We start from the raw sequence: 14,023 nt of genomic DNA on the forward strand, positions 1-14,023 counted from the left end.
TCCGTGCCGGCGTTTATTATTTGTGAATGTTCGAAGTATGTCGGCTGTAGCCATCGGTATCGAGCGATACTGGAAAACGGCCTGAAGTTGCTCCGGAACCGGTTGCGCTGTCGTGGAGATCCACACCTTCACGGCGAGATCGGCCAGCGGAAGGTGACCATTTCAGGAGATAATACGCCTATAATTGGACAAGCAGTATTACTGGTCCAGTTCAAACGAGACTCGAGCCAGTACCCGCACCGGCCAGCAACCGTCCTACCCGTCTCGAGTCCCCGACCCCCGTTCGCCCGTCGACGGCGACCGATCGGCTCATTCGGACCGCCTAGGTCAGTTCGGGCGCGATCATAGCGCTCCGTGGTTGCCCCGGTAACTCGGTGCAGCGGACCGTCTCATACGGTTTATTGTAGTCAATTACCGCCGATCACCGACCACGTCCCTGGTGATCGGCGGTCAATAGTTACAGCAATCCGTATCAGTCCCGCTCCCCGAGGGAGCCGAGGACGCCTCGCGCGTTCATCGCGGCCTCGGCGCTCGCCTTGCGCTCCCCCCAGACGTCGGCCATCTCGCCCGCGTTCGCGAAGTGTCCGACCACAGCCGTATCGTCCTCGAGTTCCGCCCGTTTCGCGGCGACGGCGTCGACCCACTCGCTGAGGACCGTCGCGTACTCCTCGAGAACCGTTTCGGCGTCGTCACCGACTTCCCGCGGCCCGAAGTGGGTGTAAAGCAACACGTCGGGATCGATTTCTATCAGCGTTTCGACGTCGTCGAGACAGCCCTCGAGGTCGAAGTCCGACGGCGGCGAGGTCTCCCTGATTTCTTCGGTCTGTGGGACCCAGATACCGGCGGCGTCGCCGGTGAAGACGGCGTCGTTTGCGGGATCTTCAAAGATCACCTGGTGGAACGCGTGGCCCGGCGCTTCGTGGACCCGCAGTTCGTGGTCGCCGAGGTCGATACTGTCGCCGTCCTCGATTTCGACGATCCGCTCCTCGGGAATCGGTTTCGGTTCGACGTAGAACTCCCACTGATCGCCGACGGCGTTTTTCGTCCCCTCGACCAGTCGCGTCGGATCGACGAGCAGCCCCGAGCCAGGAGCCGGCACGTAGACGTCGGCGTTCGGACAGGCGTCGGCGAGAAAACCCGCTCCGCCGGCGTGATCGAGGTGGATGTGCGTCACCGCGATGGCCGCGAGCTCCTCGCGATCGATTCCGAGTTCGTCGAGCGCCTCGAGAATCAGTTCGTGGTTGGTGCCGATCCCGGTTTCGACGACGGCGGGTCGCTCGTCGTCGAGGATGTAGGCGGCGCCGTACTCCTCGGTGTCGTACATGCCGGTGTCGAGGTAGTAACAGTCCGTACAGTCACCGGCCGTTACCTCCCGTACCGCACCGATTTCCGATCCCATACCGGTACCGCGTGGGCCGATAGGATAAAAGCTACCGTCGCGGTTGAACGAACGGGGTTCCGGTCCACCTCGGCGACGTCTTCGACGATATCGAGATCGATGCCGCGATTCCGGGTTCGGTACTCGTCCGTGGGAACGACGGCATCTCGTGGATCTTCCGGAATCTGTTCGAGAACGCCGTCGAACACGCCGAGAGCGACGCGTCGCGTATCGAGGTGGACGTGGAGACGACGCCCGAAACCGCGACGGTTACGGTTGCGGACAACGGGCCGGGAATTTCGGCCGATACCCGAGCGACGCTGTTCGAGCGCAAATCGCAGCATCACGGCCTGGGGCTGTACCTCTCCCGAATACTGGCGAACCGATACGGCGGACGTATCGAACTGGTCGAAACCGGCCCGGACGGCAGCGTGTTCGCCGTCACGCTGCAGCGAGCCACGCCCGAGGGCGAGTCCGGCGACGGAGCGGCGGGGCGAGAAGAGACGGGGACGGAAAGGGACACAGTCAGGAACACGGACACAGACTCCGGTACGACAATCCGTTAATCGTCCGGGCGATCCTTCCACTCGCCGATTCCCGAGGGATCCAGATGGACGTGGGCATCGCCGACGTCCTCGAGCGACCGCACTCGAGCGACGAGGTCCGACTCGACGTCGTGGGCCTGCCGGAACGGCATGTCGCCGTCGACCTCGACGTGGACCTCGACCTCGAGAACGGTGCCGTCGTAGAAGACCGTGAGATCGTGAACGCCCTCGACGTCGGGATGGCTCCGCAGGGCGGTTGTAATCTCCGACCGTTTCTCGGGGTCGGGTGCGGCGCCGATGAGATAGTCGACGTTCTCGCGGCCGATTTCGACGCCCTGATAGACGACCAGCAGGCTGACAAGTGCGCCGGCGAGCGGGTCGAGCAGCGGTTGGCCGAGCAAGACGCCGATGACGCCGACGACGGCGGCAAGAGAGGTGTAGATATCGTTCAGACAGTCCGTCGCGAGCGCCTTGAGCGCGGTCGAGTTCAGCCCTTCGTTGATGTACTCGGTGTAGCGGTAGACGAGATACATATCGATGATCGCGAAGGCGAGGGCCCCGAACAACAGCGGACTGAAGCGAACGTCGACGCCGTGGAGCAACCCCTGAGCGGATTCGTAAAGCAGGTTCAAGCCGAGTAGTGCGATGACGCTCCCGACGAACAGCGCCGTCAGGGGTTCGATCCGATCGTGACCGTGGGGATGGGTGTCGTCGGGTTCGTCGTAGGAACTCCGGCCCCAGACGAGGACGACGATGCTCGCGACCAGATCCGCGATGGAGTGGGCCGCGTCGGCCAGCAGCGCGACACTGCCGAAGGCCAGCCCCGCGGCCCCTTCGACGATGATCTTCGCCGCGTTGCCGAGGACGTTCGCCCACGATGCTCGTGTGAACCCGCGTCGTTCGTCCTCGGCATCGGCCATGGCTGATTTAGAGGGAGTCTAAACTTGGGTCTTTTCCTTCCGCGGTCGCTCGAGCGGACAGCTGAGGCCCGTCTCGGAACCGGGCATCTCGGCGGCCTCGAGGTTGCGAGTCGCAACCCTGATACCGGTCCTGTGAGAACCGTGGCGTATCCGGGCGATGGGGCCCGCCTGATCCAACTGCCGAACCGCTCGCACTCGGCGTCGTCGCGTCGACGGCCGAACTCGACCCAGATACCGACCCCGATTGCGAGGGCGGCTGACGGTCCCTGCCGACGACGACAGCTATGGCAGCCGACCACCCCCTCGTTCGACTCGAGACGCTCGCACTGATCGGCATCGGCGGCTTCGCCGGTTCGAACCTCCGGTTTTTCGCGCTCGGCCTGATATCGGAGATACAGGCCGTGTTGCTGGTGAACATACTGGGCTCGTTCGCGCTGGGCTTTCTCGTCTACGAAGCCCAGTACTCGGGGCTCGTCGGGAGCAAGTCCCGGACCGTCTTCACGACCGGTTTTCTCTCCTCGCTGACCACCTACAGCACGTTCGCGATCCAGAGCGCGCTGGCGGCCGATCCGTTGTTGCTCGTCGCCGTTGTCGCCGGGAACTACGGACTCGGGTTCACCGCCGTCCTCGCGAGTCGAGCGCTTGCACGCCGGCTCCGCGACGGTTCCAGTCCCGCCACAGGGGGTGAGACGGCGTGACCTCCGCGCTCGCGCTCGCCGTCCCTGGAGCCGTTACCTTCGACCCCGAACCCGCACACATCGTCGGCACCGGCGGAGCGATCGGGGCCGTGGTGCGCCACTGGGTCTATCTGCAGTTCTCGAGCGAACGGTTTCCCTGGCCGACGCTCGCGGTGAACGTGCTCGGGAGTTTTCTGTTCGGCGTCGCGGTGTTCGCCGGCGCGAGCGAGTCGACGCTTCAACTCGTCGGCATCGGCATCTGTGGCGCGTTCACGACGTTCTCCTCGTTTTCGGTCGAGACCGTCCAGTTGTACGAACGCGGTGACCGGCTGATCGCCGCCGCCAACGCCGTAGGCAATCTCGCGCTCTCGCTCGCGGCGATCGGAGTCGCCTGGGGGATCGTTTCGATGGGGCCGCTTTAATCGCCCGTCGTTGCGCGGACGACGGCCACCGTGAACGGGAACGTCGTTTCATGCGCCATGGTAGCTATAGGAGCCACTGACGGTCAGTAACACTGTAGCTCGGTGCGTAACGTCTCAAAAATGATATCGTCGTTCAGCGTCGCCATAACGCGACGGTGAAGTCGGAGTTATTCGCGGACGACGTTCGTCGCGCGGGGGCCCTTGGGGGCCTGTTCGATGTCGAATTCGATATCCGTGCCTTCCTCGAGATCCGGGCCGCCGACGTCTTCCATGTGGAAGAATACGTCATCGTCCGCGTCGTCCGTCTCAATGAAACCGTAGCCGCCTGTGTCGTTGAAGAAATCAACCGTACCGTTTGCCATTACAACCAGATAGAGGACCACGCCACGGATAACGCTTGCGAGGGTCGTGGTACCACGCTTTCGTTCGGCGGTGCCGGAATCGAAAACGGAAGCGACGCCGCTCGGTTCCCGAGGTCCTGCTACAGGAGCTCTTGGAGCAGGACGGCCGCCAACCAGAAGTAGATCAGCAGCGCCGTCACGTCCTTGACCGTCGTGATCAGCGGGTCCGATGCGGCCGCCGGATCGTATCCGAGTTTGTTCATGATCCATGGGATGACGTACCCGACGACGGACGCGACCACACAGACCGAGACGAGTCCGACGAAGACGACCATCGCCAACTCGAGGGCGTACGGTTCGTTTCGCTGCCAGAAATAAGCTGCACCGCCGCCGATCGAGCCGATGATCAGCCCGATCAACAGGCCGATGAATCCCTCGCGAGCGAAGTATCGCATCGCGTTTCGGTCGTCGATCTGTCCGAGTGCGAGCCCGCGGACAAAGATCGTCGACGCCTGTGTGCCGACGTTCCCGCCCATGTCCATGATAACCGGAACGAAGAACGCGAGTGCGACGACCGCCTCGAGCGTTTCCTCGTACACTTCGATCACGCCCCCGGCGAGCAGTCCGCCGGCCAGTGCAACGATCAGCCACGGCAGTCGCAGCCGTAGAATTCGCGGAATCGAGGACTCGAGGATAGCCGAACTACGGGACTGCTCGACGTCGGCGAACGAAAAGCCCGCGCTTTTCAGGATGTCTTCGGTCGCTTCCTCTTCGACGACCTCGAGCATGTCGTCGGTTCGGAGAACGCCGACGAGGACGCCGTCCCGGTCGACGACCGGCAACGCGGGGAAGTCCCGATCCGCGATCTCTGCGGCGGCGTACTCCGGATCCGCACCGGCGTCGATCGTAAACAGGTCGGTCACCATGTGATCCTCGACGACGTCGTCCTCCGGCGCGTTGAGAAGCTCTCGGAGGGACATGACGCCGACGAGTCGGCCCGCGTTGTCGGTGACGTAGAGGTAGTAGACCGTCGTTTCGTCGGAAACCGGTTCGAAGTCGCGGAACTCGTCGATGGCGTGGCCGACGAACGTTTCCTGCGTGACGGCGACGTACTCGTCGTCGGTTACCTCGCCGACCCGATCCGCGTGGAACTCGAGGTCGCGATCAGCAGCCCCCATACACCTCCCCCCGGCTGTGCGAGCGAGTGGCGCTGGTGAACATGCCCCGAATGGGGTCGAGAATCAGTTTCTCGACCGTCCGTCCGTGCCCGTGGGCCGTCGCAGCCCCGTCGTTGATTGCCGTTTCGATACCGTCTCGACTACTGTGGTTAGTATCCAGCATGCATTCGAGCCGTTATTAGCTGTGTCTAAAAATAGTCCTCATCCACCCTAATAATGTGTCTGATTACTATGGGAGACGGCCGCTATCGTAACGCCTAGAGACGAATATTCGATGCCCGACGACACGCCGGTGACCCCGATCACCTACCCCTCGAGGCGCTTCGGTCTTCGGACAATGGTCTCGCTTCGAGAGAGGGACAGCGCGTTTGCGCCAACGTCTGTACGTGCGGGCCCTCCGTCGGAGTCGACGGGTTCGCGGTCCCGAGAGCGGGCCCGAACACCTCTGCGTCCGTCAGGCGTCTGACCGCGTCTGTCGAGCGTCTGACTGACTTTCAAGTGTACTGCTGTGGCCGTCAGTGGTATGGCATTCGAATCGCACCCCCACGGAAGAAACCGATGGGTTACCGTTCAGCGAACCGTCAGACGGAGGCGACCCACCCAATGATCGGATTCCTGCGGACGATCCGACTACGAGAGCGCGGACAGCCGCTCGTCCCGGTAGCCCTCGCCGTCATCGTCGCCATCCTCGGTGCGCTCGGCTATCTCGAACTCGTCTCCCTCCTGGTCGGATACGTCGGCTAACGCGAGCGAACCGGACCGAAAAGGGACTCCGACACGGTTTTGGCCGGGCGCAAAGAACGCACGAGCAATGCTCGATCGGACCTATCTGCGTGAAAACCCCGAGGAGGTGCGCGACGCCCTCGACAACCGAGGTGCCGACGTCGACCTCGACGAGATCCTCGAGATCGACGAGCGGTGGCGAGAACTGAAAGCCCGCGGCGACGAACTGCGCCATGAGCGCAACCAGATCACCAAGGAGATCGGCAAACTGGTCGCCGCAGGCAAAGACGAAGAGCGCGAGGAAGCGATCAGAGAGTCGAAAGAGCTCAAATCGAAGATCGAAGACGTCGAGGACGAGGCTGCGGGCCTCAAAGACGAACTCAAAGAACGGCTGCTCGAGGTGCCCCAGATCCCCCACGAGAGTGTGCCGCTGGGGATCGACGAGCGACATAACGTCGAGGACCGACGCTGGGGATTCGATGAGTTGCGCGTCGATGGCGACGACGAGATCACCCCCCACTACGACCTCGGCGAGGAACTGGACATCATCGACGAAGAACGCGGCGCGAAGACGACCGGGTCGGGCTTTTACTTCCTCAAAGGCGACGGCGCACGGCTCGAACACGCGCTGATCCAGTTCATGCTGGACCTCCACCGCGAACAGGAGTACGTCGACGTCTTCCCGCCGGTGCCGGTCACGAGCAAGTCGATGCGCGGCACCGGCCAGTTACCGAAGTTCGCCGACGACGCGTACCGACTCGGCGGCGACGAGTCGGAGTACGAAGACGACGACCTCTGGCTCTGCCCGACCGCAGAGGTTCCCGTCACCAACATGTACGCCGACGAGATCCTCCTGCAGGACGATCTGCCGCTCAAACATCAGGCCTACACCCCGAATTTCCGTCGTGAGGCCGGCGAGCACGGCACCGAAACCCGCGGTATCGTCCGCGTCCACCAGTTCAACAAGGTCGAGCTGGTGAACTTCGTCGAACCCGAGGACAGCTACGACCGCCTCGAGGGGCTGCTCGAGGAAGCCGAGGACGTCCTCCAACGGCTCGGCCTTCCCTACCGCATCCTCGAACTCTGTACTGGCGACCTCACCTTTGCGAGCGCGAAGACCTACGACATCGAGGTCTGGGCCCCCGGCGACGATATGGACGACGGCCCCGAGGAGGGCGGCCGCTGGCTCGAGGTCTCGAGCGCCTCGAACTTCGAGGACTTTCAGGCCCGTCGCGCCGGCCTGCGCTACCGGCCCGAACGCCACGAATCGGCCGAATATCTCCACACCTTAAATGCCTCGGGCGTCGCGATTCCCCGGGTTATGGTGGCGATTCTCGAGTACTATCAGAACGAGGACGGCACCGTGACGATCCCCGAACCGTTGCGGCCGTACATGGGCGGCCAGGAGGTTATCGAGGGTCACGAGAAGGTTGGCGAGTCGGCGCTCGGTGCGGGCGAACGGGAGTAACTGCAGTTAGCCACCCTCGATTCGTTCGCGTTTTCGTCAGGATCGAAATACGGGTAGCAGCTGCTAGCTGGCAGCTGCCAACTGCTTCGGGGGCCACCCCGTGGCATCTGAACACAATCCTGTGCAGAGCCGCTGCTCGGGATCGAAGCGAATAGAAATAAAAACGCGAGAGGTGCTCGGTAGCGCTTACAAGTAGTCGATAGCCGGCGGCAGCTCGAGTTTCATACCCTTGCGCTCGCGGATCTCCATGATGTGCTCTTGCTGGAGCGAGTCGGACATGACCTCGAAGCCGGCGTTTTCGGTGTTCCAGGAGGCACGACCCTCGGTCGCGGAGCGAATGTCGCTCGCGAAGCCGATCATCTCGCCGACGGGGGCGATCCCCTCGACGACCATCAGATCGCCTTCCTGGTACATGTCGTCGACGCGGCCACGACGACCCTGGATCTCGCCGGAGGCGGCACCCATGTGGTCGTTTGGCACGTCGATACGGACGTCCTGCATCGGCTCGAGCATCTTGATCGTCCCGTCGATCAACGCCTTGTGGACGGCGTTGCGGGTTGCGGGGATGACCTGTGCCGGGCCGCGGTGGATGGTGTCCTCGTGAAGCTTGGCGTCGTGGAGACGGATGAGCGTCCCTTGAACCGGCTCGTTTGCCAGCGGACCGTTATCGAGGGCATCCTCGAGTCCCTCGATGAACAGCTCCATCGTCTCGTTCAGGTGCTGGATACCCTTCGTCTGATCCAGCAGGATGTTCGAGCCGTGGATGTGTTCGACGACCTGCGAGTCGTCTTTGTCCATGCCGGCTTCCTGCAGGGCTTCGCGGCGTTCCTGCTCTGGCATGTCCATCGTGGCCTCGCCCTTCTTGATCGTCTCGACGAGGTCGTCCGAAAGCGGCTCGACGGAGATGTAGAAGCGGTTGTGGCGGTTCGGGGAGATACCCTCGACCTGATCGCTCGCCTGCTGAATCGCCTCGCGGAAGACGACAATCGGTTCACCGGTGTTGACCGGAATGCCCTGGTTCTTCTCGATACGCTGGGTGATGACCTCGAGGTGGAGTTCACCCTGTCCGGAGATCAGGTGTTCGCCGGTGTCCTCGTTGATCGTAATCTGAATCGTCGGGTCCTCCTTGGAGACCTGACGCAGCGTCTCGATGAGCTTCGGCAGGTCGTCCATGGTCTGGGCCTCGACGCTCTTCGTAATGACGGGTTCGGAAATGTGTTCGATCGACTCGAACGGCGTCATCTCGACGCCGGAGACGGTCGAACCGGCGATGGCGTCTCTGAGACCGGTCACGGCCGCGATGTTTCCGGCGGGAACGTGGTCGACCTCCTCGCGTTCGCCACCCATGTAGACACCGACGGACTGGACGCGGTTCTTGCCCGCAGTTCCGGAGACGTACAGCTCCTGACCCTTCTCGAGGGTACCGGAGAAGACGCGGCCGGAGGCGACTTCGCCGGCGTGGGGGTCCATCGCGATGTCGGTGACCATCAACACGACATCGCCGTCCTCGTCGACGAGTCGCATCGACTCTGCGAGGTCGGACTCGTCGTCGCCGCGCCAGATACGCGGGATACGACGTGGCTGTGCGTCGACCGGGTTCGGGAAGTGCTCACAGACCATGTCGAGCACGACGTCGGAAAGCGGCGTCCGGTCGTGGAGTTCCTGGCGCTTGTCGGCGCGCTCGAGTTCCATGATCTCGCCGAAGTCCATGCCGGTACGCTGCATCGACGGCATGGAAACGCCCCACTTGTAGAGGGCGGATCCGAAGCCGACGGTGCCGTCTTCGACGGAGACCGTCCAGTCGTCGATGTCGTCCATCTCCTCGGTCATGCCACGGATGAGTTCGTTGACGTCGTGGATGACCGAGAGGAGTCGTTCCTGCATCTCCTCGGGTCCTTCCTGGAGCTCCGAGATGAGGCGGTCGACCTTGTTGATGAACAGGGTCGGCTTGACGCCCTCGCGGAGCGCCTGTCGCAGCACCGTCTCCGTCTGGGGCATGGCCCCTTCGACGGCGTCGACGACGACGAGCGCACCGTCGACGGCGCGCATCGCTCGGGTGACGTCGCCACCGAAGTCGACGTGGCCCGGCGTGTCGATGAGGTTGATGAGGTGGTTCGTGTCCTCGTACTTGTGGGTCATCGAAACGTTCGCCGCGTCGATGGTAATCCCACGTTCCTGCTCGTCTTCCTCCGTGTCCATCGCGAGCTGTTCGCCGGCAGTCTCGTCGGAGATCATGCCCGCACCCGCGAGGAGGTTGTCAGAAAGGGTTGTTTTGCCGTGGTCGACGTGAGCGGCGATGGCGATGTTCCGGATGTTCTCCGGGTTATCCATCAGCCGTTCACACTCTTGGACGATCTTCTTGCGTCGGCCCATATACACCCTGTTACCGCCAGCGGGGTCAAAAGGGTAGTGTTTCGTCGCCGCCGGAATCCGCCGTTGTTCCCCGTCCGAACGCTGGAATATCCAATTTGAGTGAGTGAATCCCTCGCACAATTGTTCGGGACACGCTACTCGACGCTGACAGTATCGACACCCACGTTTCACACCCTGGCGCACAAAAGAGTGAAATTCTTCGGGCCCTTGCTACCTACACACATGGATATCCGCGTACAGGGCCCTGGTCCAACCTCCCCATTTCTCAGCGCTCGTGACCTCTTCGAAACCGAACACGACCTCTCGCTCCCGGTCTACGTACACCTTCGAGACGACCCGGACGAACGAACCTGGGCCGCCCACTACGACGACCGCCACGTCCTGAACATCTCGAGACAGGCCGCTTCGAGCGCCATGGCCCGGGAACTCGCCCTCCACGAGTTCGCCCACATGGCCAGACACGAACAGGACCACCCCTCACACACCCAGTCGACCGAAGAAGTGCTCTACCTCGCACTGGCCGGCAAGAGCGTCGAACGGCGGAAGCTCTCTCACTGCTACCAGATCGCGAACCACATGAAAGACATCTACGCCGACGATATCACACTCGCGGTCGGCCCCGGCGAGAAACTGCTCTCCTTCCTCGAGTCCAGTCTTGCGATGGCCGTCGCCGACCGACCCGAGACGCCGTCGCGGCCCGGTTTCGAACGGCTCTCCGCGAGCGCGGATCCGGAGATTACCGCAGTCAACGCGGCCTTCGCACTGGCCCTCGCCGAACGCCACGACCTCGTCGACGAGGAACACCGGCTGTACGACCTCGCACACGCGGCCGCGATGGACGCCCCCGGTATCGACTTCCAGGGGTTCAAACGTCGCTTCCGGGAGCTCGCCCGCGATCCGGACTCGAGCAGCTACCGACAGGTGCTCGTGGACGCGACCCGCGCGTACGTCGGTGGGGAGGGGCCTGCGGCGGACTGATTACCGAGTATTCGGTCGCCGAGCGGTGGCGGCTACGCAACCAACAGTTCTCTGCCGTCTTCGGTCTCTCATCCACGGATCGGTGCACCGAGATCCCGCTGTTGAGAGCCACGAAACGACAGTTCGCTTCAACCCGAACATTTAATGTTTGATCCACCCATGCCAGTAACATATATTGATGCTTTCGAGCAAGGACTGGGGTGGGGGGGCTGAGGACGAGCTGTTTACCGAAGCGTTGTCACAGTTGAAACGACGGGGGGCAAGCGTGCTTGTTGTCGGGTCCGTCCGAGCCGATCAGCGGCGAAATGTTCGTCAGCGACTCCTGGGACAGGCCACCGATCAGCCGCGCCAGCGTATTTTCGTGTCGACGACCGGCGAGTCCCACGACCTCGAGGTCTCCGGCCCGGTTCGCCGTATTACCTACGCGGCACAGGCCCGAAGTGCGGCCGCACAGAGCCCCGACTCTCACGAAGCGGAACCATCCGCACCGTCGACCGACGAGTCGCCGATCGAAGCGACCACGCTCGCCGACCTCGGTATTGCAATCTCGAGTGCTATCGAAACGTTTGAAACCGAATCGAACGGACTCGCACCTGCGGAGCTTCGCGTCGGAATCAACTCGCTGGTCCCGCTGCTCGAGGAATACGGTGCCGAACGGGTCTTCAAATTCGTTCATCTGACCAACGGTCGAACCCGGGAGACTGACGGCATGATCCACTACCATCTTCCGATGGACCGCAACTCGGACGTCGTTTCGGTTCTGGAGCCGCTGTTCGACATTCGCATCGATCTTCGGGAACAAAACGGCGAGTTTCAGGAGCAGTGGAGGATCCACGACGGCGGCCATCGCTCCGGGTGGATCACGATCGACCAGTCCTAACGACGATCTCCCTGATATACACTCTCCGTCTCGTTGCACGACCGCCCCGCTGACCTATCTACTCCATGAAACCGAAATTCGAGTCAACTGACGACGGCCTCGAAATCATCGACCGAATCGAACGCCACCGCTACCATTTGACAACACACGATCCAGTCTCTCCGACAGCAGTGGAAACGGATCGCATTCAGTTCCCGGTCGCCACGGCCGTCGAAATTACGGCCGGAATGATCACGCTCCCGACGAACGAGACGGTCTACGTTCGTGATAGCGACGGTTCGATGGTCTCGGAGGTTCGACCGAGCAAGCAAACGTCGCTCCCACACGGGACCTACACGCTCGATCTCTCAGGACCGATGAAGGTGTACGCCCGCGTCGAAAGTTCGGTATACATCTACTCGGACAGCGAACAGACGTATATCACGCTCGACGACTCGACGCGAACGGTCCTCGGCGCACGATCGTATCATCGCCGTCCGGCAGGCACGATAACGACGACAGCGGAGCCAACCGATCTGATGCGGGCCGTCTCGGCCTTTGGCTCCGCACTGAAATCGACAGACCCCGAACGCTCGTATCCGACACACCGGGGCCACCCGCCCGCCATCGAACTCGGCGACGAGTTGTCGATACCCGAAGCGTTCGAGCGGCCGGAGACCGGCATTCAAATCGAGGTGCCACCGACGCTGGGCCACGTATTCGTCGTCACGCCGCTTGCGTACTATCTCGGTGCTGAGGTCGTTCCCGGCCCGGAGCCGCGACTGCTCACGAAGAACGGTTTTACCTACGATCTCGACGGAGAAGACGGATTCGAGGCGACAGTCGAGCGCGTCCTCAAGCAGGTGTTCTTCCTCGATTGCGTCGTTCGAACCGAAGGGCCAACGCCACTGCCGCTCCGCGAGCGACAGGTCGTCGAACCGAAACTCGAGTTCGATGTCGGCGAGCTCTACCAGCGAGAGCTAGCCGACCAGGTCGAAACGTATCTATCGGTACCGTTTGCGACAGTAGCGCCCACCCTTCCCGAGTGGCGACTCGAAACTCAGTTGCAGCCGGTCGCCGAAACGGTCGAGTTTTTACCGTACCTCACCGATACGCTCGCGATTGTCAGTATTCAAGAAACGGAGGAACGGCCGGCATCAGCGACACAAACGGACGCGATCACGGCGTTCACCCGGGGCGACTGTGACTTTCACCGAAGTGCGAACTCGGTCCGCGGGACCGAATCGTCGTCGACGCCTGCTGATCGGCCGTCGATGCCGCTGATCCAACAATCGTGGAGCAGCACTACGGCGGCGGATATCACGAGTAAGACGCCGCTATCTGCGTTCCACCACAGCCTCGATCGAACTCCTCGAGACGAACCTATCGAGATCGAAGTCGTCTGTAACGACCAGGAGATGCGGGAAGAACTCGAAACGGTAAACGGCGTGTACGGAGTCCGCGAGGAAATCCCGTTCGACGTGACGGTTCATTACGATACCGAAACGGACCAACTCGCGGAGATTCTGGCAAAGAATGCGGATTTCTTTCACTTCATCGGACACATCGATGACGGCGGGTTCCAGTGTGCTGACGGCAAGTTAGACGTCTCATCAATCGAGACGGTCGGGACGAAGGCGTTCTTTCTGAACGCCTGTCAGTCACACGATCAGGGGCTACAACTCGTCGAATCCGGAAGTATCGGCGGAATTGTGACGATCGACGATATTATCAACAGCGGTGCGGTCAAAGTTGGAAGTACGATCGCTCGGTTGCTCAATCGAGGGTTTCCGCTGTATGCGGCGCTGGACGTCGTCCGAAAGGGAAACATCATCGGACAGCAATATTTTCTCGTCGGCGACGGAATGACGACGATTGCCCAATCGGAGACGGGGCCGCCCCTCGTGTGCTCGATCGAACGCGACGGAAACCGGTTCGAGACCAGTATGGAGACCTACACAAAAACGGGGTTGCGGAAAGGCGGACTGTTCATCCCGTATCTAGAGGACAACGAAGTGTACTTCTTGGTTTCGGGCCGACTCGGATCGTTCTCACTCACGAAGTCACAGGTTGCAGAGTTCCTGGATCTAGAGGACTTGCCAGTTATTACTAACGGATCGGTCGACTGGAGTAAAGAGCTTCGTCTGGACGAACTGTAGTG

The 14,023-nt window shown here is 61.9% G+C and carries 13 protein-coding genes; 8 read left to right on the forward strand and 5 right to left on the reverse strand.

From position 1 onward, the window contains the following. Positions 1-472: 472 nt before the first annotated feature. Entirely contained in the window at positions 473-1,399 is a 927-nt protein-coding gene (locus GS429_RS14375; protein ID WP_160066059.1) for an MBL fold metallo-hydrolase, read from the reverse strand. A 152-nt stretch (positions 1,400-1,551) separates the two neighbouring features. Between GS429_RS14375 and GS429_RS14380 the strand changes: the two genes are divergently transcribed. Beyond that, entirely contained in the window at positions 1,552-1,944 is a 393-nt protein-coding gene (locus GS429_RS14380; RefSeq protein WP_328821414.1) for a sensor histidine kinase, read from the forward strand. Here GS429_RS14380 and GS429_RS14385 read toward each other — a convergent pair. After that, the gene (locus tag GS429_RS14385) at positions 1,941-2,843 is read right to left on the reverse strand and encodes a cation diffusion facilitator family transporter (protein ID WP_160066060.1); all 903 of its coding nucleotides are present in this window, start codon (positions 2,841-2,843) and stop codon (positions 1,941-1,943) included. The two genes, GS429_RS14380 and GS429_RS14385, sit on opposite strands and share 4 nt — an antisense overlap. 284 nt (positions 2,844-3,127) lie before the next feature. Between GS429_RS14385 and GS429_RS14390 the strand changes: the two genes are divergently transcribed. Continuing rightward, positions 3,128-3,541: a fluoride efflux transporter FluC gene (locus GS429_RS14390; protein WP_160066061.1), complete on the forward strand. Its 414-nt coding sequence runs from the start codon at positions 3,128-3,130 to the stop codon at positions 3,539-3,541. Further along, on the forward strand, positions 3,538-3,942 hold the full coding sequence (locus GS429_RS14395) for a fluoride efflux transporter FluC (protein ID WP_328821405.1): 405 nt from the start codon (positions 3,538-3,540) through the stop codon (positions 3,940-3,942). The genes GS429_RS14390 and GS429_RS14395 overlap by 4 nt, the downstream gene beginning before the upstream one ends. A 167-nt stretch (positions 3,943-4,109) precedes the next feature. Here GS429_RS14395 and GS429_RS14400 read toward each other — a convergent pair whose 3' ends face one another. Both GS429_RS14400 and mgtE read right to left on the reverse strand, forming a co-directional pair. Continuing rightward, positions 4,110-4,304: a cold-shock protein gene (locus GS429_RS14400; RefSeq protein ID WP_160066062.1), complete on the reverse strand. Its 195-nt coding sequence runs from the start codon at positions 4,302-4,304 to the stop codon at positions 4,110-4,112. 119 nt (positions 4,305-4,423) lie between these two features. Further along, on the reverse strand, positions 4,424-5,461 hold the full coding sequence (gene mgtE, locus GS429_RS14405) for a magnesium transporter (RefSeq protein WP_160066063.1): 1,038 nt from the start codon (positions 5,459-5,461) through the stop codon (positions 4,424-4,426). 603 nt (positions 5,462-6,064) lie between these two features. On the opposite strand from mgtE, the gene GS429_RS14410 reads away from it, so the two are divergent. Both GS429_RS14410 and serS read left to right on the forward strand, forming a co-directional pair. Beyond that, a complete protein-coding gene (locus tag GS429_RS14410) occupies positions 6,065-6,205 on the forward strand; it encodes a hypothetical protein (RefSeq protein WP_201294025.1) in 141 nt (46 codons plus the stop codon). Between the two features lie 67 nt (positions 6,206-6,272). Then, on the forward strand, positions 6,273-7,652 hold the full coding sequence (serS, locus tag GS429_RS14415; RefSeq protein WP_160066065.1) for a serine--tRNA ligase: 1,380 nt from the start codon (positions 6,273-6,275) through the stop codon (positions 7,650-7,652). A gap of 186 nt (positions 7,653-7,838) precedes the next feature. On the opposite strand, the gene GS429_RS14420 is transcribed toward serS, so the two are convergent. Next, positions 7,839-10,025: an elongation factor EF-2 gene (locus GS429_RS14420; RefSeq protein WP_160066066.1), complete on the reverse strand. Its 2,187-nt coding sequence runs from the start codon at positions 10,023-10,025 to the stop codon at positions 7,839-7,841. A gap of 222 nt (positions 10,026-10,247) precedes the next feature. Here GS429_RS14420 and GS429_RS14425 point away from each other — a divergent pair, with 222 nt between their 5' ends. The 3 genes from GS429_RS14425 to GS429_RS14435 all read left to right on the forward strand — a co-directional run bounded on the left by GS429_RS14425 (position 10,248) and on the right by GS429_RS14435 (position 14,021). Next, positions 10,248-11,003 (forward strand): DUF5781 family protein, encoded by a 756-nt coding sequence (locus tag GS429_RS14425; protein ID WP_160066067.1) that lies wholly within the window; start codon positions 10,248-10,250, stop codon positions 11,001-11,003. A 178-nt stretch (positions 11,004-11,181) separates the two neighbouring features. Next, a complete protein-coding gene (locus GS429_RS14430; protein ID WP_160066068.1) occupies positions 11,182-11,883 on the forward strand; it encodes a DUF7504 family protein in 702 nt (233 codons plus the stop codon). A gap of 65 nt (positions 11,884-11,948) precedes the next feature. Then, positions 11,949-14,021 (forward strand): hypothetical protein, encoded by a 2,073-nt coding sequence (locus GS429_RS14435; RefSeq protein ID WP_160066069.1) that lies wholly within the window; start codon positions 11,949-11,951, stop codon positions 14,019-14,021. Positions 14,022-14,023 lie beyond the last annotated feature (2 nt).

The organism is Natronorubrum halalkaliphilum (genome assembly GCF_009834785.1).
GTDB lineage: Archaea > Halobacteriota > Halobacteria > Halobacteriales > Natrialbaceae > Natronorubrum > Natronorubrum halalkaliphilum.

Excerpts from the sequence above, each read along its gene's own strand:
- GS429_RS14375 (WP_160066059.1), bottom strand. The coding sequence starts at position 1,399 with ATGGGATCGGAAATCGGTGCGGTACGGGAGGTAACGGCCGGTGACTGT.
- GS429_RS14385 (WP_160066060.1), bottom strand. The coding sequence starts at position 2,843 with ATGGCCGATGCCGAGGACGAACGACGCGGGTTCACACGAGCATCGTGG.
- GS429_RS14390 (WP_160066061.1), top strand. The coding sequence starts at position 3,128 with ATGGCAGCCGACCACCCCCTCGTTCGACTCGAGACGCTCGCACTGATC.
- GS429_RS14400 (WP_160066062.1), bottom strand. The coding sequence starts at position 4,304 with ATGGCAAACGGTACGGTTGATTTCTTCAACGACACAGGCGGCTACGGT.
- mgtE (WP_160066063.1), bottom strand. The coding sequence starts at position 5,461 with ATGGGGGCTGCTGATCGCGACCTCGAGTTCCACGCGGATCGGGTCGGC.
- GS429_RS14410 (WP_201294025.1), top strand. The coding sequence starts at position 6,065 with ATGATCGGATTCCTGCGGACGATCCGACTACGAGAGCGCGGACAGCCG.
- serS (WP_160066065.1), top strand. The coding sequence starts at position 6,273 with ATGCTCGATCGGACCTATCTGCGTGAAAACCCCGAGGAGGTGCGCGAC.
- GS429_RS14420 (WP_160066066.1), bottom strand. The coding sequence starts at position 10,025 with ATGGGCCGACGCAAGAAGATCGTCCAAGAGTGTGAACGGCTGATGGAT.
- GS429_RS14425 (WP_160066067.1), top strand. The coding sequence starts at position 10,248 with ATGGATATCCGCGTACAGGGCCCTGGTCCAACCTCCCCATTTCTCAGC.
- GS429_RS14430 (WP_160066068.1), top strand. The coding sequence starts at position 11,182 with ATGCTTTCGAGCAAGGACTGGGGTGGGGGGGCTGAGGACGAGCTGTTT.
- GS429_RS14435 (WP_160066069.1), top strand. The coding sequence starts at position 11,949 with ATGAAACCGAAATTCGAGTCAACTGACGACGGCCTCGAAATCATCGAC.